Source organism: Nonomuraea sp. NPDC001636 (genome assembly GCF_040298265.1).
GTDB lineage: Bacteria > Actinomycetota > Actinomycetes > Streptosporangiales > Streptosporangiaceae > Nonomuraea.
Window position 1 is genome coordinate 213,934 of sequence record NZ_JBEOZT010000008.1, and the last position, 18,747, is coordinate 232,680.

At 74.3% G+C, this 18,747-nt stretch carries 11 protein-coding genes (1 of these 11 only partly in view); 1 reads left to right on the forward strand and 10 read right to left on the reverse strand.

Annotated features, from left to right (window positions below; genetic code table 11):
- From ABT158_RS18235 to selA, 6 genes are all read right to left on the reverse strand, one after another.
- Positions 1-5,306, reverse strand: partial view of a type I polyketide synthase gene (locus tag ABT158_RS18235; RefSeq protein ID WP_352354621.1) — the 5' portion only. The gene continues 115 nt to the left of window position 1, outside the view; the window shows 5,306 of its 5,421 coding nt (coding positions 1-5,306); the start codon lies at positions 5,304-5,306; its stop codon lies off the left edge, out of view.
- Positions 5,303-9,916, reverse strand: a complete 4,614-nt coding sequence (locus ABT158_RS18240; RefSeq protein ID WP_352354623.1) for a non-ribosomal peptide synthetase — start codon at positions 9,914-9,916, stop codon at positions 5,303-5,305. Before ABT158_RS18240 ends, ABT158_RS18235 begins: the two co-directional genes overlap by 4 nt.
- Positions 9,913-11,427, reverse strand: coding sequence for a thioesterase domain-containing protein (locus tag ABT158_RS18245; protein WP_352354625.1), 1,515 nt, complete (start codon positions 11,425-11,427; stop codon positions 9,913-9,915). Before ABT158_RS18245 ends, ABT158_RS18240 begins: the two co-directional genes overlap by 4 nt.
- 600 nt (positions 11,428-12,027) lie before the next feature.
- Positions 12,028-13,317 carry a vanadium-dependent haloperoxidase gene (locus ABT158_RS18250; RefSeq protein ID WP_352354627.1) on the reverse strand — a complete coding sequence of 430 codons (1,290 nt, stop codon included), beginning with the start codon at positions 13,315-13,317 and terminating at the stop codon, positions 12,028-12,030.
- 137 nt (positions 13,318-13,454) lie between these two features.
- Positions 13,455-13,928, reverse strand: coding sequence for a DUF6463 family protein (locus ABT158_RS18255; RefSeq protein ID WP_352354629.1), 474 nt, complete (start codon positions 13,926-13,928; stop codon positions 13,455-13,457).
- Between the two features lie 78 nt (positions 13,929-14,006).
- Positions 14,007-15,317: an L-seryl-tRNA(Sec) selenium transferase gene (selA, locus tag ABT158_RS18260; RefSeq protein WP_352354631.1), complete on the reverse strand. Its 1,311-nt coding sequence runs from the start codon at positions 15,315-15,317 to the stop codon at positions 14,007-14,009.
- A 129-nt stretch (positions 15,318-15,446) separates the two neighbouring features.
- Between selA and selD the strand changes: the two genes are divergently transcribed.
- A complete protein-coding gene (selD, locus tag ABT158_RS18265) occupies positions 15,447-16,439 on the forward strand; it encodes a selenide, water dikinase SelD (RefSeq protein ID WP_352354633.1) in 993 nt (330 codons plus the stop codon).
- A gap of 32 nt (positions 16,440-16,471) precedes the next feature.
- Here selD and ABT158_RS18270 read toward each other — a convergent pair whose 3' ends face one another.
- The 4 genes from ABT158_RS18270 to ABT158_RS18285 all read right to left on the reverse strand — a co-directional run bounded on the left by ABT158_RS18270 (position 16,472) and on the right by ABT158_RS18285 (position 18,746).
- Positions 16,472-17,551: a hypothetical protein gene (locus tag ABT158_RS18270; RefSeq protein ID WP_352354635.1), complete on the reverse strand. Its 1,080-nt coding sequence runs from the start codon at positions 17,549-17,551 to the stop codon at positions 16,472-16,474.
- Positions 17,552-17,622: 71 nt separating this feature from the next.
- Complete coding sequence (locus ABT158_RS18275) at positions 17,623-18,015, reverse strand: MauE/DoxX family redox-associated membrane protein (protein WP_352354637.1); 393 nt, start codon at positions 18,013-18,015, stop codon at positions 17,623-17,625.
- On the reverse strand, positions 18,012-18,554 hold the full coding sequence (locus tag ABT158_RS18280; protein ID WP_352354639.1) for a hypothetical protein: 543 nt from the start codon (positions 18,552-18,554) through the stop codon (positions 18,012-18,014). The genes ABT158_RS18275 and ABT158_RS18280 overlap by 4 nt, the downstream gene beginning before the upstream one ends.
- Positions 18,555-18,572: 18 nt before the next feature.
- Entirely contained in the window at positions 18,573-18,746 is a 174-nt protein-coding gene (locus tag ABT158_RS18285) for a hypothetical protein (protein ID WP_352328893.1), read from the reverse strand.
- Position 18,747 lies beyond the last annotated feature (1 nt).

Consider the following 18,747-nt stretch of genomic DNA (forward strand, 5'->3'; position numbering starts at 1 on the left):
GGCTCCTCGAACAGGTTGCGCATCGGCAGCCGGACCCCCAGCTCCTTGCGGATCAGGGCGATCAGCTGGACCGCGATGAGCGAGTTGCCGCCCAGCTCGAAGAAGTCGTCGTCGACGCCGATGTGGTCGCCGCCGAGCACCTCGCCCCACAGGCGGGCGATCGTGGCCTCGGCGTCGTTGCGCGGCGCGACGTAGCCCTCGGCGGGCGCCTTGTCCTGCCGGTCGGCGACCGCCGCCGGGTCGAGCTCGCTCTCGACGGTCTCCTGGGTCAGCGAGCCGACGCCCGCGACGAGCTCGGCCACCGTACTGGCCGCCACCACGACCTGGGGGCCGAGCGGGGCGGCGAGCAGCCTGCGCAGGGCGAGAGCCCCGTCGGCCGGCCTGATCCCGGCCGCGTCGTCGGCCGCGACCGGGGCCGCGGACGAGGCGGCGACCTGGGACCCGGCGCTGGAGCGGACCCCGGAGACCACGGCCTCGGTGTCGATCCTGCGCAGGACGTAGTCGGAGATCTGCACCAGCACCGTGCCGTCGGGCCCGATCAACGTGACGTCGACGACCAGCACCTCGTCGGTGTCGGTGCTGGTGATGCGCAGATGGCTCCAGAACGCCTCGGGCAGGCTGCCGAACACGGTGATGCGGCCGTAGCCGAGCGGCAGGTAGTGGCCCTCGACCGCGACCCAGCTGAAGGTGGTGGCGGCGTCGAGCAGGGCCGGGTGCAGCCCCCACCGGTCGAGGTCGGACATCAGCGCGTCGTTGGCCTCGAACAGGCCGAGCGCCTCCTGCTGGCCGACATGCGTGGCGGTCAGCGTCCGGTGCCAGTGCGCGCCCAGCGTGAGCAGGCCCGACAGCGGGACGCCGCCCTGCTCGTCCGCCGAGGACACGCAGCGGTCCATGATGGCGCGCAGGTCCACGCGGTCGGCGGGCGGCGGGCTCACCTTGGCCGCCGTGCCCCTGGCGTGGGTGCGGTGCGAGCCGCCGATGACGCTCTGCACCTGGAACTCGGCGCCGTCCGCCTCGGGGGTGAAGAGCACCCGTACCTCGGCGGTCGCGCCGTCGGCCACCGACAGCGGTTCGACGAACACCACGTCCCGCAGCTCGACGAGCCCGCCGCCGGGCAGCACCGCCTCGGCGGCCGTCCTGGCCAGCTCGACGTGGCCGGTGCCGGGCAGCACCGGCACGCCGGCGATGCGGTGCTCGTCCAGCACCCAGTGCGTGCCGGGCGAGAGCGTGCCGCTGCACCAGTCGAGCCCGCCGATCTCCCCGGCGTGCCGCGCGTCGAGGACCGGGTGGTCGAGCGCCTTGATCCGGTCGCCGCGCTGCAACGCGACGAATCCGGCGGGCGCCGCCGTCTCCACCGCCATGCCGACTTCCAGCCATCTGCCCCAGTTGACGCTGACGACCTGGGCGGCGTTCCAGCCTCGTCCGGCGCGGGCGTGCGCGTCGAGGAAGTTGTTGGCCGCGCAGTAGTCGATCTGCCCGAACCCGCCGGCCACCGCGGTGATCGACGAGCAGAGCACCACGGCCTCCAGCTCCAGGTCGCCGAACGCCTCCTGCAGCGCCAGCGTGCCGAGCAGCTTGGGCCGGAGCACGGCCTCGGCCGCCTCCCGCTCCTTGACCTGGGCCATGCCGCCGCCGGGCAGGCCGGCCGCGTGCACGAGCACGTCCACCCGGCCGAAGGCGGCGAGCGTCTCGTCCTTGACCCGGCGCATGTCCGCCGGATCGGTCACGTCGGCGGCCAGGGTCAGCACCCGCGCCCCGGCGGCCTCCATCCGGCCGATCGCCTCGGCGGCGCGCGCCTCGCGGGCCGACCGCGGCGGGCCGTCGGGCAGCCCGCTCCTGGACAGCAGGACGATGCCGACGCGGGCCCGCGCCGCCAGGTCCTCGGCCAGCGAGACGCCGATGCCGCCCAGACCGCCGGTGATCACGTACACCTGGCCGTCGCGCGGCTCGCCCGGCTCGCTCGCCACCTCCACCTGCTCGTACCCGAGCAGCCACCGCTTCCCGCCGCGCAGGGCGACCGGCGCCAGCAGCCCGGCCTCGCCGGGCTCGGCCGCGCGGCCCAGCTCGGCGGCGACGCTCCGCACCGCCGCCGGCCGGTTCGCGTCCCCGTCCGGCGCGTCGATGTGGCGGACGCGCAGCCACGGCGTCTCCAGCGGGACGACCCGGGCGAAGGCCGCCAGCGTGGCGTGCTCCGGCCTGGTCAGGTCGCCGCCGACGACGTCCATCGTGCCCGCGGTCACCAGGTCGAGCTGCACCCCGCCCGGCGGCTGGGCCGCCGACAGCGCCTGCACGAGACCCAGGACGCCGAAGAAGCCGCGGTCCTGCGCCGCCCACGTCTGCTCGCCGCCGCCGGTGAGCGCCCAGGCGTGCACGACCCGCTCGGGGATCTCGCCGACCGCCTCCAGCAGCGCGTCGTAGTCCTCCCGTACGGCCGGCCGCACCGTGAAGTGCCCGCCGAAGGCGCCGAACGCGTCGCCCGGCCGCACCTCCAGCACCTCGGCCCCGGAGGCGCGCAGCGCGTCGGCCAGCGCGGCGGAGTCCTCGTCCACGAAGGCCAGGCAGCGGGTGACCGGCGACGGCGTCCCCGGACGGGCCGGCGCCTGGTGCCAGACGGGCACGCCGTACCACCGCTCGGGCGGCAGGGGGCCGTCGGCCTGCTGCGGGTGGGCGACGCCGCCGGCGAAGGCGCCCTGCGGGTCGGGGTCGATCCAGGCGCGCTGCCGCTCCCACGGGTAACCCGGCAGCGAGACGCGGAAGCCGGGGGCGCCGAAGTCGTTCAGCTCGATGCCGTGCACCCACAGCGCGCCCACGGCCTGCGAGAAGACCGCGACGTCTCCGGCCCGGTCGCGCGGGCCGGGCAGCGACGGCAGCGGGGCGATCGCGCCGGCGGCCAGCTGGGTGCCGGCCAGGCCGCACAGCTGCCGGCCCGGACCGCACTCGATCATGATCCATTCGCCGTCGGCCAGGAGCGTCGAGACGCAGTCGCCGAAGCGGACCGGTTCGCGCACGTGCCTGGCCCAGTAGGACGGGTCGGTGGCCTCCGCCGCGGTGATCCAGGTGCCGGTCACGTTGGACAGGAACGGCAGGCTCGGCGCGGCCGGGCGGGCCGCCGCGACCAGCTCGCGGAACTCGCGCAGCATCGGCTCCATCATCGCCGAGTGGAAGGCGTGCGAGGTGCGCAGCCGGGTGCAGCCGATGCCCTCCTCCTCCAGCATCTCGGCCAGCTCCGCGATCGACTCCGACGGGCCGGACACGACGCACGTGCCGGGGCCGTTGACGGTGGCCACGGAGACGTCGTCGGGCAGCATCGGCGCGATCTCGTCGGGCATGAGCTGCACGGCCAGCATGGAGCCCGGCGGCAGCGCCTGGATCAGCCGGCCGCGCGCCGCGACCAGCCGCATCGCGTCGGGCAGGGTGAAGACGCCGGCGATGGTGGCCGCCGCGTACTCGCCGATGCTGTGGCCGATCATCGCGGCGGGCTCGACGCCCAGCGAGAGCCAGAGCCTGGCCAGCGCGTACTCGACGGTGAACAGGGCGGGCTGGGTGAGCGAGGTCTGCCGCAGCGCCTCGTCCGCCTCCTCGCCGGTGGCGAAGATCTGGTCGCGCACGTCCAGGACGGCCGCGCACTCGTCGACCGCCTCGCGGAAGATCGGCTCGTTGCGGTACAGCTCCGCGGCCATGCCGCCGTACTGGGCGCCCTGGCCGGAGAAGAGGAAGGCCACCTGCGCGGGCCGCTTCGGCTTGGCGCCGGTGACGGTCCGCCTGGGGTCGGACAGCGCGGCCACCGCGTCGCCCGGTGAGGTGGCGACGACGACGGCCCGGTGCTTGAGCTCCCGGCGGCCCACGCGCAGCGTGAACGCGGCGTCGGCCAGGTCCGTCTCGGGGTGCGCGGCCAGGTGCGCGGCCAGCCGTTCGCGCGCCGCGGCCAGCGCCGACTCCGTCCTGGCCGACAGCTTCAGCAGGTGCGCGGGCCGCTCACGGGGCAGCGACGGGCGCGGCGGGGCCTCCTCCAGCACGGCGTGCGCGTTCGTGCCGCCGATGCCGAACGAGCTGACCCCCGCGCGGCGCGGGAACTCGTCGCGCTCCCACTTCGTCGGCGAGGAGACGACGTAGAACGGGCTCGCCGGGAAGTCGATCTTGGGGTTGGGGCTCTTGAAGTGCAACGTCGGCGGGATCAGCTTGTTCTCCAGCGCCAGCACCGTCTTGACCAGGCTGGGGACGCCGGCCGACTGGCCGAGGTGGCCGATGTTGCTCTTGACCGAGCCGATGCCGCACCACTGGGTGTCGCTCGTGTGCTGGGCGAACACGCTGGACAGCGCGGCCACCTCGATCGGGTCGCCGAGCGCCGTGCCGGTGCCGTGCGCCTCGACGTAGGTGACCGTACGGGGATCCACGCCGCCGACGCCCAGCGCCTGCGCGATCACCGCGGCCTGGCCGTCCAGGCTGGGCGCGGAGAAGCCGACCTTGCCCGCGCCGTCGTTGTTGATCGCGTTGCCCAGGACCACCGCGCGGATGTTGTCGCGGTCCTCGATCGCCTCCGACAGCCGCTTCAGCACCAGGACGCCGCCGCCGCTGCCCCACGTCGTGCCGCCCGCGTCGGCGTCGAAGGAGCGGGTGTGCCCGTCGGGGGAGACGATGCCGTCCTGGTCGTAGATGTAGCCCTCGCCCTGCGGCAGGTCCAGCATGGCCGCGCCGGCCAGCGCCATGTCGCATTCGCCGTTGCGCAGCGCCTCGCACGCGATGTGGAAGGCCACCAGCGCGGTCGAGCACGCGGTGTGCACGGTGTAGCTGGGGCCGCGCAGGTCGAGCTTGTAGGAGGTGAGGGTGGCGCAGTAGTCGACGTGGTTGCCCACCATGACCGCCAGCCAGCCGGCGTTCTTGTGGGCCTGGGCGTTGCTGCGGATGTTGCGCCACTGGTAGGTGTCCGTCCCGGTCCCGGCGTAGACGCCGATCTCGCCCGGGTAGCGGAACGGGTCGTAGCCCGCGTCCTCCAGCGCCGTGTGCGACAGCTCCAGGAACAGCCGGTGCTGCGGGTCGCGGACCTCGGCCTCCCTGATCGACATGCCGAAGAACGCCGCGTCGAAGCCCTCGTAGTCGTCCAGCGTCATGGCGGCCGGCACGAAGTTCGGGTCGGCCAGCAGGCTCTCGGCCGTGCCCAGCGCCCGTTGCTCCTCCAGGGTGTACGTGGTCAGCGACTCGACGCCGTCGGCGAGGTTGCGCCAGAACTGCTGCGCGTCACCCGCTCCCGGGACTCGGCACGACAAGCCGATGATCGCGATCGGCTCGGCCGTGGGCTCGTCCGTCATGGGGCAATCCCCTTCTCGTTGCGGTTCCTCAACCTGTCTCGCCGTGAGGCCAGGCGGCGTGCCGCCCGGTCCAGTCCCGGACTGCCGCCCGCGCCATCGAGATGAGCGGCCAGCGTCCGGATCGTGGGATGCCTGAACAGCTCCGTGATCGGGATCTCGCGGCCGGTCGCCGCCCGCAGCCGGGCCTGCACCGCCGCCACGGCCAGCGAATGGCCGCCGATCTCGAAGAAGTTGTCGTCGGGGCCGAGCCGCGGCACGCCCAGCACGGCGCGCCACACCTGGGCGACCGTCTTCTGGGTGGGGCCGTCGAGGCCGCCGCCGCCGGCCTTGGGCTGCTCGACCGGCCGGCCGCGCAGCGCGGCGCGGTCCACCTTGCCGTTGGGCGTCAGCGGCAGCGCGGGCAGCGTCACCACCTCGCTGGGGACGGCGTGCTCGGGCAGCGCGCCGCGCAGCTCGTCCAGGAGGCGGTGCGCCGCCAGGCCAGGCCGGACGGGCACCACGTAGCCGATGAGCGTGCCGTCCTCGACCCTGGCCGCGGCGGCGCGCACGTCCCGGCAGGCGGCGAGCGCGGCCTCCACCTCGCCCAGCTCGACCCGGAAGCCGCGCACCTTGACCTGGTCGTCGGCGCGCCCCGCCGGGGTGATCGTGCCGTCGGGGTTGCGCCGGCCGAGGTCGCCGGTGCGGAACCGGTCGCCGGCGAAGCGCCGGCCGGTCAGCGCCGGATCCAGGTAGCCGTCGGCCAGGTGGCGGCTGCGGACGACCACCTCGCCCAGCTCGCCCACACCGGCCCGCCTGCCGTCCGGCGTCACCACGATGATCTCGCTGCCCTCGACGGGCCGCCCGATCGGCACGACCTCCGGGTACGGCTCCGCGAGCTCGTGCCACGCGTGCGCCTGCGGCGTCTCGGTCGTGCCGTAGAAGGCGACGATCCGGGCATCGGGCACCAGCGCGCGCAGCCGGGCCGCCTGGACGCCGGTGAACAGGTCGCCGCCCACGCCGACCAGCCGCACGTCGGGCAGTGTGCCGCCGGTGCCCGCAAGCATCGCCGCGAGCTGCGGCGTCAGGTGCAGGACGGTGATCGCGTGCTCGCGCAGCCAGGTGACGAGCTTGCCGGGGTCGCGGACCAGCTCGTGCTCGGGCACGAACAGCTCGGCGCCCGCCACGGCCGGCACGAACATGTCGCGCAGCGCCGGATCGTGGGCCGGCCCGTGCAGCAGCGCGAACCGGTCGTGCGGCCCGACGGCGAAGGTGCGGACGTACCAGGACAGGAAATGGGCCAGCGGCCGTTCGCCGGTGACCACCGCCTTGGGGTCGCCCGTGGTGCCCGAGGTCATCGAGAGGTAGCCGGGACCCGGCAGCAGGGCGCCGCCCTCGCGCAGCTCGACCGCGTCGTCCCGCAGGACCGCCCGCGCTCCCGCGGCGGCGATCTGCCGCTCCTGGACGGCGGCGGGATAGGCCGAGTCGATCACCACCCACCGCGCCCCGGCCGCCAGCACGCCGAGCAGGATCCCCGGCAGCTCGGGCACCCGGGAGGCGACGACGGCCACCACGGCCCCCGGCTCGACCCCCGCGCTCCGCAGCGCCGCCTCGGTCCGCCGCCGCGCCCCGGCGTGCGCGTCGCCGGCCAGCTCCAGCAGGCCGGGCCCGTCCCAGGCGGGCAGCTCGGCCTCGGGGGGATCGGGGCGCAGCCGTCCGGTCAGCGACTCGCCGAGCAGCTCGACATAGCCTTCGACCAGCGCCGTCATGCGCTCGGCGGAGAACAGGTCGGGGTTGTAGACCAGCTCCAGCGCGTAGCCGCCGCGCTGCTCGCCCACGTACATCGTCAGGTCGAACAGCGCCCCGGGCAACCCAGGCCGCAGCGTCTCGCTCGCGCAGCCGTCCAGGTCCAGATGGGCCTGCGCGAAGTTGTACATGTTGAACATGACCTGCGTGATCGGGTTGCGGCTCAGGTCGCGCGGCAGGCGCAGCGACTCCAGCAGCTGCCCGAGCGGCACGTCCCGGTGCCTGATCGCGGCGTTCAGCTCGGCCGCGCACGCCGTCACCTGCGCGGCGAAGTCGCCCCGGGGGCGCAGCCGCAGCGGCAGGACCTGCACGCACATCCCCACCAGCGACTCGAACGCCACGTGCGGCCGGTCGGCGTAGGCCGCCCCCACCACCAGGTCGTCCCGTCCCGCCAGGGTGGCCAGGCGGCGTCCGAAGGCGGCCAGCAGCACCGCGTACGGGGTGGTGCCGAGTTCCGCCGCCAGCCCGGCCACCCGGCCGGCCAGTTCCGCGTCCACCTCGCCCCGGACGGCGGCGCCGCGGAAGGTCTGCGCGGGCGGCCTGGCCGCGTCCCTGGGCAGGTCCAGCACCAGCGGGGCGTCGTGCAGGCGCTCGCGCCACCAGCCCAGCGCCTGGCCGTCGCCGTTCGCGCGCAGCCAGCGCACGTAGTCGGCGAACGTGTGCTCGCCCGCCTCGACCGGCTCGCCGCGGTAGGCGGCCGACAGGCCACGGAAGAGCACGTCCTGCGACCAGCCGTCGAACACCAGGTGGTGCGCGGTCAGGCAGAGCACGTGCTCGTCGGGGGCCAGCCGGAGCAGCCGCGCCCGGAACAGCGGCCCGGCGGCCAGGTCGAACCGGTCCCGCGCCTCCTTCTGCAGCGCCGCGTCCAGTTCGGCGGGGGAGAGGTCGTCGATCGGCAGCGGCACCTCGTGCGGCGGCGCGACCGTCACGTCGGGGATCCCGTCGCGCGAGGCCACCCGCCAGCGCAACGCCTCGTGCGCCGCCACCACGGAGGTGAGCGCCCGGCGGAGCGCGGCGACGTCGAGCGGGCCCCGGATCCGTTCGGCCATCGCGATGTTGTGCGCGGCCGACTCGGGCGCCAGCTGCTCGACGAACCACATCCGGCGCTGGGCGGGGGAGAACGCGGCCGGGCTGCCGGTGGGCGGCGCGGCGGCGGACGCCCGCTCCGCGCCCGCCACGAGCGCGCGCAGCGCGCCGTAGGTCCGGCCCTCGTACACGTCCTGGACCGAGACCGCCCGGCCCAGCTCCGCGCGCACCGCGGCCACCAGCCGCATCGCCCGCAGCGAGTGGCCGCCGCGCTGGAAGAAGTCGTCCTCGTCGTCCGGGACGGGCGCCTCCAGCACCCGCGCCCAGATCCCGGCCAGCCCGCTCGCCGTTCCCCGCTCCCGCTGCGACTGCGCCCGCAGGGCGGCCAGGTCCACCTTGCCCGAGGCGTTCAGCGGGAGCAGCGGCAGCCGGACCAGCCTGGTCGGCAGCATGTACGGCGGCAGCCGCACCGCCAGGTCCTCGCGCAGGGCGGCCAGGTCGGGCGCGTCCTCGGGCGTCACGTAGGCGACCAGCTCGCCCGCGTGGTCCACCACCGCCTGCCGCACCCCGGGGTGGGCGCGCAGCGTCGTCTCCACCTCGCCGATCTCCACGCGCTGCCCCTGGACCTTGACCTGGCGGTCGAGGCGGCCCATGAACGCGATCTGGCCGTCCTCCTGCCACGCCACGTGGTCGCCGGTCCGGTACAGCCGCGCACCCGGCTCGTCCGAGAACGGGTCGGGCACGAACCGCTCGGCCGTCAGCGCCGGCCGGTCCAGGTAGCCGCGGCTGACCTGCGGGCCGCCGACCAGCAGCTCGCCGGGGACGCCCGGCGGGCACTCGTTCATGTCCTCGTCCACGATGTACGCCCGGCAGCCGGTCAACGGCCGGCCGATCGGCAGCGGCCGTTCCCACACGCCGCGGAACTCGCCGCCCACCACGACGACGGTCAGCTCGGTCGGGCCGTACAGGTTGTGGAACCGGGTGTGCGCCGACCAGCGCGCCACCTGCTCGGGCGGGGGCGGCTCGCCCGCCGTCACCACGTCCCGCAGGTGCGGCAGCCGGCTCGGGTCCACCAGCGGCAGCAGCGCGGGCGGGAGGTAACCCCAGGTGACGTCGTGCCCCTCCAGGAAGTGCTGCAACCGGGCCGGGTCCACACGGTCCTCGTCCGGCACGAGCTGCACGCAGCCGCCGACGGTCAGCGGGAGCACCATGTCCATGATCGAGGCGTCGAAGCCCAGCGCGGAGAAGGCCATCGAGCTGCAGCTCGCGTCCAGGCCGAAGCGCGCGACGGTCGCGGTGACGAAGAAGACCGCGTTGGCGTGGCTCACCACCACGCCCTTGGGCCGTCCGGTGGAACCGGAGGTGTAGATCACCCACGCCGCGTTGCCCGCGACGGCGCCGCTCTCCCTGGGTTCGGCCGGCCCCGGCTGGAAGGCGTCGACGAGCGTGGCGGCGCAGCCGTCCAGGAGCTCGTGGCCGCGCTCGTCCACGACGACCACCGCGATCCCGGCGTCCGCCAGCACCTCCTCCAGCCGCCGGCGCGGATGCCCCGGGTCCAGCGGCACGTACGCCCCGCCCGCCAGGTGCACGGCCAGCACCGCCACCGGCATCAGCGGGGTGCGGCGGGTGCACAACCCCACCCGCGCCTCCGGCCCGACGCCGAGCTCGCGCAGCCGGGCCGCCAGCGCCCACGCCCGCTCGACCAGCTCGGCGTAGGTGAGCACGTTCTCCCACTGCCGGACCGCCGGGGCGTCCGGGGTCCGCGCGGCCTGAGCCGTGATCAGACTGCTGAGGAGTGTCATCCTGCGGCCTCCACACCCGGCCGTACCAGCCGGCCTTGCCGTACCGTCTCGAAACGCAGCAGGAAGCTCGGCGCGCGCACGGCGATCGCGGCGATCGCCCGGCCCAGCGGCAGGTGCGTCACCCGCCACCCCGCCAGCCGCTCCGCCAGCCACTCCGCCTCAGCGTCCGCTTCCGGGCCCACTTCCGGGCCCACCTCAGGGGACGCCTCGGGCACCCACGGCCGGCCCGGACGCTGCCCGGCGAACCCGAACCGCGCCGGATCCACCCGCAGCCCGTCACCGGACGCCTTCAGCAGCGCCTCCTTGGCCGTCCACGTGCGCAACGCGCTGTGCAGCCGCAGTTCCTCGGGCAGCGCGGCGAACTCGTCGCGCTCGCGCTCGTCCAGCATCCGCTCGAAGAACGTCTGCTCGTCGGCCGGTGGGCGGAAGCGCTCCAGGTCGGCGCCCACCTCCCGGCCGGTCGTCAGCGCGACCAGCACGAGCCCGCCCGACTGGGCGACGCCGTAGGTCAGCTCGGTCCCGCCGTACGGCAGGCCGCCGGACCGGCCGGGCGGCTCGGCGGGGCCCGGCTCGACCCCGTACTCCCTGAGCAGCCGTCGCAGCAGCACCGACCTGCCGACGAACCAGCGCCGGCCGTCCTCCTGCCGGAACCTGGCCGCCCGCGCCGCCTCCCGCGGCGACAGCTCGTCCAGGGACGCGCACATCTCGGGCAGTTCGTCGAGGTCGGCCAGCCACACGTGCACCTCGTCCGCGGCCAGGCTCCGCTCCGGGCCGGCCGCGATCGTCCGCGCCACCTGCTCACCGTGCGTGGCGAGGAAGAGGTGCGCGGCGTCGAGCGTGTGCAGGCGGAAGGTCGAGGAGGTGTGGCGGGCCCAGGCGAGCATGGTCGGGTGGGCGACCTCCTGGTCGTGCGCGCCGGCGAAGGCGACGATGGGCACGTCCAGGGGCTCCTGGCGGGTGAAGCGGTAGCGGCGCAGCCACTCCATGTCCGTCCGCAGCGCGGGGATGAGCAGGGCCTTGACCTCGGGCTGCGTGCGTAACTCCGCGGGCGCGCCGAGCCGCAGGATCAGCTCGTCGACCAGGTCCTCCTCGCCCAGGCCGGTCCACCGTCCCAGCGTCTCCTGGCGCTCCGGCGGGTGCGCGGCGCCGACGTAGAGGCATTCGGGCGCCCGCACGCCGAGCCGCCGCAGCTCGCGGACCACCTCGAAGGCGACCCGGCCGCCCATGCTGTGCCCGTAGATCGAGTACGGCGTGCGCCGCCGGGCGACGACGGAGCCGATGGACCGGGCGATCAGCTCGGGGGAGAGGGCTCCTGGCTCGGCCACCCGGCCCTCCCGTCCGGGCAGCATGGCCACCCGCACGTCCAGGACGCCGTCGAACGCCTGCCGCCACGCCCAGAAGGCGGTGACGTCCCCACCGGCGTAGGGGAGGCAGAAGAGGGTCCGAGCGCCGGGCGGGTATCGCGTCAGCGAGGCGAACGGTGTCTCGGACAGCGGCTGTTCTTCTGGCATCGCGACGCGAAGTCACCCTCCGGCAGGTCTGCCGCGCCGGGCGAGGTCGTCGCGCGGGCAGCAGGAAATATGGGCCGCTCGTCAGGGTTCGACCTGGCGAGGGGCGGCTCACGGCTGAAGCCACGCCATTCCTATTATTTTGTCCGAAAGTCAGTCAAGGGATGAAATTTAAACCAATGATGGAATGCTGGTTTCGGCCATCGACCAAACCCGCTTCCGGCGGGTACGTCTACGGGCGGTGGACCTCCCCGGCTGGGCAGATGATCTCTGCCTGCTCTCGCGTCCTGGGGTTCTGCCACCCTGCGTGATGATCTTGTCCCTCTATGGAATGCCCATAATTAGGGTTTCGGTCCTGTCGTTTGAAGGGGTCCCTGTCCCTTTTGACTGATTGAGTCGGGTCCGATTCTCCATATCGGTCAGATCGGCGGTCATCCCGCTGGCAGCGGCCCCGCGGGATGCTGACAGCCGTCGGCCCCCGCCGTGTCAGGGCCGGGATCAGAAGACCTCCCCGTGCCCGGCGCGCACGGGGAGGTCTCGGGATCGCCGCGATTCGGTCTCAGCGGCGGGCGGTCGGGCCGCCCGGCCTTACTACCGCCGGCCTCACCGGTTCGGCCGGAAGTAGTGCCTCACCATGTAGGCGGTGACCTGGGCGCCGATCTTCGCGCCCTGCACGTCCGCCGTGCGCGTGTGGATGCCGCCCCACACGCGGGCCTCGATGACCTCGGCCAGGGCGTGGGAGAAGCCGCGGAAGCTCCTGGTGGTGCCCGAGTCGGAGCTGTGGCCGCTGAAGGGGATGTCGTCCCTGCCGAAGAAGTGGGTCAGCGCCGACATGCTGGCCGCCGTGAAGCACGTGTGCCCGGAGGTGTAGTCCGGGTGCGGCGGGGTGACGAGCAGCGGCGTCCAGTCGGGGTCGGCCGTGGTGCGGGGGTTGCCGTCGGTGTCGGCCAGGCGGATCGCCGTGACCGGCCGCCAGAAGGCCCAGGCCGCCTTCTCGTTGTAGCAGGCGGTCGTGGCGTCGGCCTCGGCCAGGTCGACCATGGCGAACATGCGGGCCGCCTGGAGCGGGTTCAGCTGCCGGGTCGTGGCGAGCTGGCGTTTGATCTCCCATTCGGCCAGGTGCCGGTCGTGCCACCAGATCGCGGCCTGCGTCTGGTCCTGCGTCCTGACCGTGCTGTCCGCCCCGCCGATCCGCTTCAGCTCGTTGACGTCCTTGGCGTATCGGGAGCTGGTCAGCGCGGGCGGGCCCGCGGTGCGGAACATCGACGCGCTGGGGATGAGGAACGGCTTGAGGTCGCCGACCCAGGCGCCGTCCGAGGCGTTCGTGGGCGGCGTCGGCCGCCACTGGCCGGGCCGGGTGCCGATCGGCCAGGTCTGGTCGCCGAACGCGCCGTCGTTCTCCCTGGCGGCGATCATCGCGGCCGCCGCCTGCTCGCCGACGGCGACGCCGCGTCGTCTCGCGTCGCCGTCCGCGATCGTGGCGAGGTATTCGTCGTACTGGGCCGTCAGCCGGGCCTGCTGGGCGGGGAAGAGCTTGTTCAGCACGCGGAAGGCCGCGGTGGCGACGGCGGCCTCCGTCGACTCCCCGCCGTCGGCCCGGGGCGCGGTCAGGTACGGCTGGTAGGGGGTGCCGGCGATCGCGTTCACCGCGTCGTAGACGGCTCCGTGCACCATGGCGAAGCTGCGCGCCTGGACCTGCGGCTGCTGGCCGGCGACGTCCCAGATGGCGGTCTGGGCGTTGCGGTCCCAGACGACGACGGCGTTCTCGGGCGGTGGTGAGCCCGACGCGTACGCGGTCGCTGAGCCCGGTCCCGCCGGGACGACGGCGGCGATGACGAGGACGGCCAGCCATCGTGCGATGACCGGCCGTCGCCTACCACGTGATTGAGGCATTCGAGAAAATTACTATGTCGCCTCACAGCCGTTAAGCGGCCGAATGAGCGAAAATCCGATAACGACACACCCGAAAAACGGGCCATTTGGCACCGCGGTGGAGTGCCGCACCGCGCCCCTCGTGCCGCCGCGCCCTCTCAGGGGGTCTGACGTCGAGCGATGCCGTCGGCGCGGTCCTGGCCGCCGCGCACGGCACGCCGTCCGCGGTTTTCCCGCACGGCGACGACGTTGGCCGCGATGAGCAGCCCGGAAGGGACGATCGCGGTAATGAAACCGCTCATTCCGATCAGGCCGACACCTGTCGCCCCCCAGACGAGGATCGCCCAGCCGACATATCCGGGAACCTGCTGCCCCTGCCGCCCCGCCCGCGCCACCAGCAGGCCCAGCAGCGCCAGCACCACGACGAACCCGCCGGGCAGCGCCCAGAAGACCGCCTGTGAGTCGCCGTCCGCCAGGCCGTTGCGCAGGTCCCCCGCGAGCCAGCTCGTCCAGGGGGCGAGGGGGGCGAACACGGCGGTGTGCGCCAGGGCGATGAAGATCATGGCTCGCCCGGCCCAGATGGTGAGCCGGTCCGGCGGTGTGGCCGTCGCGAGCGGGGAGGAAGTGCTCATGCCCGCCAGCCTCTCCTGGGAGCCGTCCGGTGTGCTCCCTCGCATGGGGGATGCCGCTCCCCCTCCGGGGCGGACCGGTCAGCCCTGCGGCCACGCGGTGAGGACGGCGGCCAGCAGCGTCCCGTCGTGGCCGGACGGCACCGCGCGCAGGTCGAGCAGGCAGCGGCCGTTCTCCACCCGGGCGAGCACGGGCGGCTGCGCCCGGCGCAGCGCGGCGGCCGCCCGCCGGTCCAGCGCGACGGCCGCGCTCGGCAGGGACACCCCGGGCGCGCCCCCGCCCCCGACCACGCTCCGGCTGTCGACGGCCTCGGCGTCGATCCCCTTGTCGCGCAGCCGGGCCGCCAGGTCCTCGGCGCGGGAGCGCAGCGTGGCCTGATCGGCGTGCAGGCTCTCCCAGGTCGGCGTCGGCGGGCCCGCGACCGTGGCCTCCAGCGCTGCCAGCGTGACCTTGTCCACCCGCAGCGCGCGGGCGAGGGGATGGCGGCGCAGCCGGTCCACGAGGTCGGCGCGGCCGAACAGCAGCCCGCATTGAGGGCCGCCGAGCAGTTTGTCCCCGCTGGTGGTGACGAGGTCCGCGCCCTCGGTCAACCAGCTCGTGACGTCGGGCTCGCGGGGCAGCAGCGGCTCGTGGGCCAGCAGCCCCGAGCCCGCGTCGGCGACGAGGGGGACGCCCCGCTCGCGGCACAACGCCGCCAGCCGCGACACCGGGACGTCGGCCGTGAACCCCTCGATCCGGTAGTTGGACGGGTGCACCTTCAGCACCAGGCCCGTCCGCGGACCGATCGCGTCGGCGTAGTCCGCCAGGGCGGTGCGGTTGGTCATGCCGACCTCGCGCAGCCGCGCCCCCGTGGAGACGAGCAGGTCGGGGAGGCGGAAGCCGTCCCCGATCTCGATCAGCTCCCCGCGGCTGACCACGATCTCGCCGCCCGCCGCCAGCGCGGTGGCCGCCAGCACGAGCGCCGCCGCGTTGTTGTTCACCACGTGGACCGCCTCGGCCGCGGGCACGGCGGCGGCCAGGGCGGCCAGCGCCGTGCGTCCCCGTCTGCCCCGCTCGCCCGTGTCGAGGTCGAGCTCGACGTCGGTGACCCCGGCGGCCAGCTCCACCGCCTGGCGGGCGGCGTCCGACAGCGGGGCGCGGCCCAGGTTGGTGTGCAGCAGCACGCCGGTGGCGTTGATCACCGGCCGCAGGCCGGCGGCGGAGGCGGGCAGGGCCGCCAGCGCCGCGGTCAGGACGTCCTCCGGCGCGAGCTCGCCCTCTCTGGCCCGCCGTTGCGCCGCGACGATCACGGCCTTGACCTGCGCGTGGCCGAACCGCCGCCGGGCCTCGACCAGCCGGGGGTCGGCGAGCAGCGTGTCCGTCCGCGGGATGGATCGACGATGGTCGGTCATGCTAGGGACGTCCGTTCGGCGTGAGAAGCACGGTGTGTCTCCAGGTCTCGTACCGGGGCCGATCAGGCATCATATGATCAACCGCCAGAAAAGCGATCATGACGGCCGTGATCGCCCTAAGGTGTGATCATGAAGAGGCTCACGCAGTACGCCCAAGGCGGCGGCTGCGCCTGCAAGATCCCCGCGGCGGACCTGGAATCGCTGCTCGGCAACGCACGCATGCCGTTCCCGCGAGATCCCGAGGCGGAGCTCGTGGTGGGGCTGGAGTCCGGTGACGACGCCGCCGTGGTCCGCACCCAGGACGGATCCGTGCTGATCAGCACGGCCGACTTCTTCACCCCGGTGGTCGACGACCCCTACGACTGGGGCCGCATCGCCGCGGCGAACGCCCTCTCCGACGTCTACGCCATGGGCGGGCGGCCCATGGTCGCGCTCAACCTCCTGTGCTGGCCCCCCGACCTCCTGCCCTACGACCTGGCCGCCGAGGTGCTGCGGGGCGGCGCGGAGGTGGCCGCCCAGGCCGGTTGCCACCTGGCCGGCGGGCACAGCGTCGTGGACGCCGAACCCAAGTACGGCCTGGCCGTCACCGGCGTCGCCGACCCCGGCCGGCTGCTGCGCAACGACGCCGGCCGCCCCGGCCTGCCGCTGTCCCTGACCAAGCCGCTCGGCCTGGGCGTGCTCAACAACCGGCACAAGAACACCGGCGAGGTGTTCCCGCACGCCGTGGAGACCATGACCCGGCTGAACGCGGACGCCTCGCGCCAGGCCGTGGCCGCCGGGATCCGCTGCGCCACCGACGTCACCGGCTTCGGCCTGCTGGGCCACCTCCACAAGCTGGCCCGCGCCTCCGGCGTCACCGCCGTGCTGCATGCCTCGGCCGTGCCGCTGCTGGAGGGCGCGGCGCAGGCCGTGAAGGAGGGGTTCGTCCCCGGCGGCTCGCGGCGCAACCTCGACTGGGTGGCCCCGCATCTCGACCCCGGCGACGTCCCGGAGGAGACCCTGCTGCTGCTCGCCGACGCGCAGACCTCAGGGGGGCTGCTGGTCGCCGGGGAGATCCCCGGCGCCCCGGTGGTCGGCGAGCTGGTCGAGCACATCGGGCACACCGTCGTCATCCGTCCCTGAACGCCGACGCCGGGCGGGACGCCACCGGCCGCCTAGTGCCGGGCCCCGCCCGGCAGGACGACGGCCGCCAGGCCGGGCACGTCGAACAGCGGCCGGCCGCCCGACGCGGAGAGCACCTCCAGCTCCTGCCGCCCACGGACCTGGTCCTGGGGCACCTGGACGACGGCGAAGCCGCCGTCCACCGGCCCGACCGGGAACCGGCCGGGCGGCAGCGGCAGGCGGGCCACCTGCCTGCCTATGGCGTCGAACTCCAGGACCGTGATCCGGTCGCCGGAGTACTCCAGGGTGAAGATCCGCTCGCCGCTCACCTGGACGGACAGCCCGTGGTCGGCGTCGCTGAGCACACCCGCGCCGGACGTCAGGGTGAGGGTGCGGCCGGTGCCGGCGTGCTCCAGTGTGACGCGGTCGAGCGGCGGCCTGTCGTGCCGGCCGGTGTCGAGGAGGAGCGGCTCGCCCGACGGCGGCAGGCCGACCGGCTCCCGTCCGGGCGGCAGGCCGAGTTCGCGGGCGTGGCCGCTCGGGAGCTCCAGCGTCCGGTAGGAGCGCACGTCCCCGCTGTCGTGGTAGCCGACGATCAGCCGCCGGGAGTCCGCCGACCACGCCCATGGGCTGTACGCGCTGTCCGCGCCGCCGCCGGCCGGCGGTTCGAGCCGGTGGACCGCGACGCCCAGCAGGTCTCTGACCTCGTACCCGCCCCTGACGGGTTGCCCGAGCCAGCGGCCGTCGGGGGAGAGCGTGATGTTGCCCGGCGGGCTGACGGTCCGCGCGCCCAGCAGGAACTGCCGGCCGTCGGCGAGCAGCAGGAAGGTGGGGCACTGCGACTGGCACGCGGTGTACACCAGGACGCCCCGCCCGGCCGGGCCGGTGACGGGCAGCGCCGGCGCCTGGGCGGGCGGCCGGACGGTGTGCGGCGGCGAGGCCACCGTCACGCCGGCGTCCGGACCGGCGGGCGAACGCGCCTGGACGACGGCGAGACCGCCGAGAACCACCATGACGGCGGCGGCCGACCCGGCGACCAGCACCCTGAGCGGGACGGACGCCGGCCTGCGGGGCCGCCGCCACGCGCGCAGCCGATCGATCGCGACCTTCTCGCCGAACCCGTCGTCGGTCACCGGCCCAACCCTCCGTCGTGGACGCCTCACGTGCAACACCCGTCGAGGCCGGCGGACGGTTGAGCCGGTTCTCAGACCGCGGCGCCCCACAGCGCCAGCCCCATCAGCAGGACCAGCGCCGCCCGGCCGAACGTGCGGGCCGAGGCCCGCTCCGCGGCGCCGAAGCACAGGCAGGGAGCCGCTTGCTCGCCCATGACCAGAAGATACGTCTGCGCCACCGTGAACGACAGGCCCAGACACGTACCGGCCACGCCCACGAGCACGTCGCCGGCGACGGGAGAGAAGGCGGCGAGGGCGACGAGCGCCTCCACGGTCACCACCGTGAAGGCGCCCGCCCGGGCCACCCGTCCATGGAGCCCGAAGGCCGCCAGCCCGCTCCGGAAGGCGCCGAGGTTGCGCGCCTTCCCGAGCACCGCCAGCACCAGGACGAGGCCCAGCCCGTAGCGGGCGACGAGGGCGATCATCCGATCACCAGCATCGCCACCACGGGCACCGCGAGCACGACGAACAGGACCTTCATCCTCGGCAGTGTGAAATAGAACGCCGTGTCCGCCTCCATCCGGTCCCGCGCGAGGACGAAGGTCAGGAGCATCATCGCCCGCGCCGCAGCGAAGCCGGCGCCCGCCAGGAGCGCCTCCTGCCAGGACGCCAGGAACAGGATCGCCACCGCCATGATGTGCGGCAGCCCTGTCGGCGAGTACGTGCGCATCCCCGTGCCCATCTCGGCGCCGAACTGCACGGCGCCCCAGAAGGGAATCCTGGTGACGAACTGCGGCACGAGCCGCGCGTTCTGGAGCAACGGGAAGGACAGCACGTCCAGCTCGCGCAGCAGGAAGATCACCGCGACCGCGCCGACCATGATCTGCAGAACCACTGCCGGGAACGGAGCCCGCAGCACGGAGCCGACGACCACCAGCACGAACGTGACGGCGCCCGCTCCCACGAACAATCCGGCGATGAAGCCGGCGACATCAGCACCCCGCCGGACCGACGAGGACAGCACCCAGGCGCTGTTCAGGCTTCAAACGGAGCCCGAGAGGGAGAAGCCGGCGACGAGGGCGGCCACCAGCCAGGTGAAGCCCTTCGTGTCCGCGCCCGCAACCCTCGAACACAGCACCAGGGCCTCCGCCGCCGCGATCAGTGCCAGTCCGGGCACCAGCAGGCGGACGGATTTTCTGGTGGCGGAGTCGCTCATG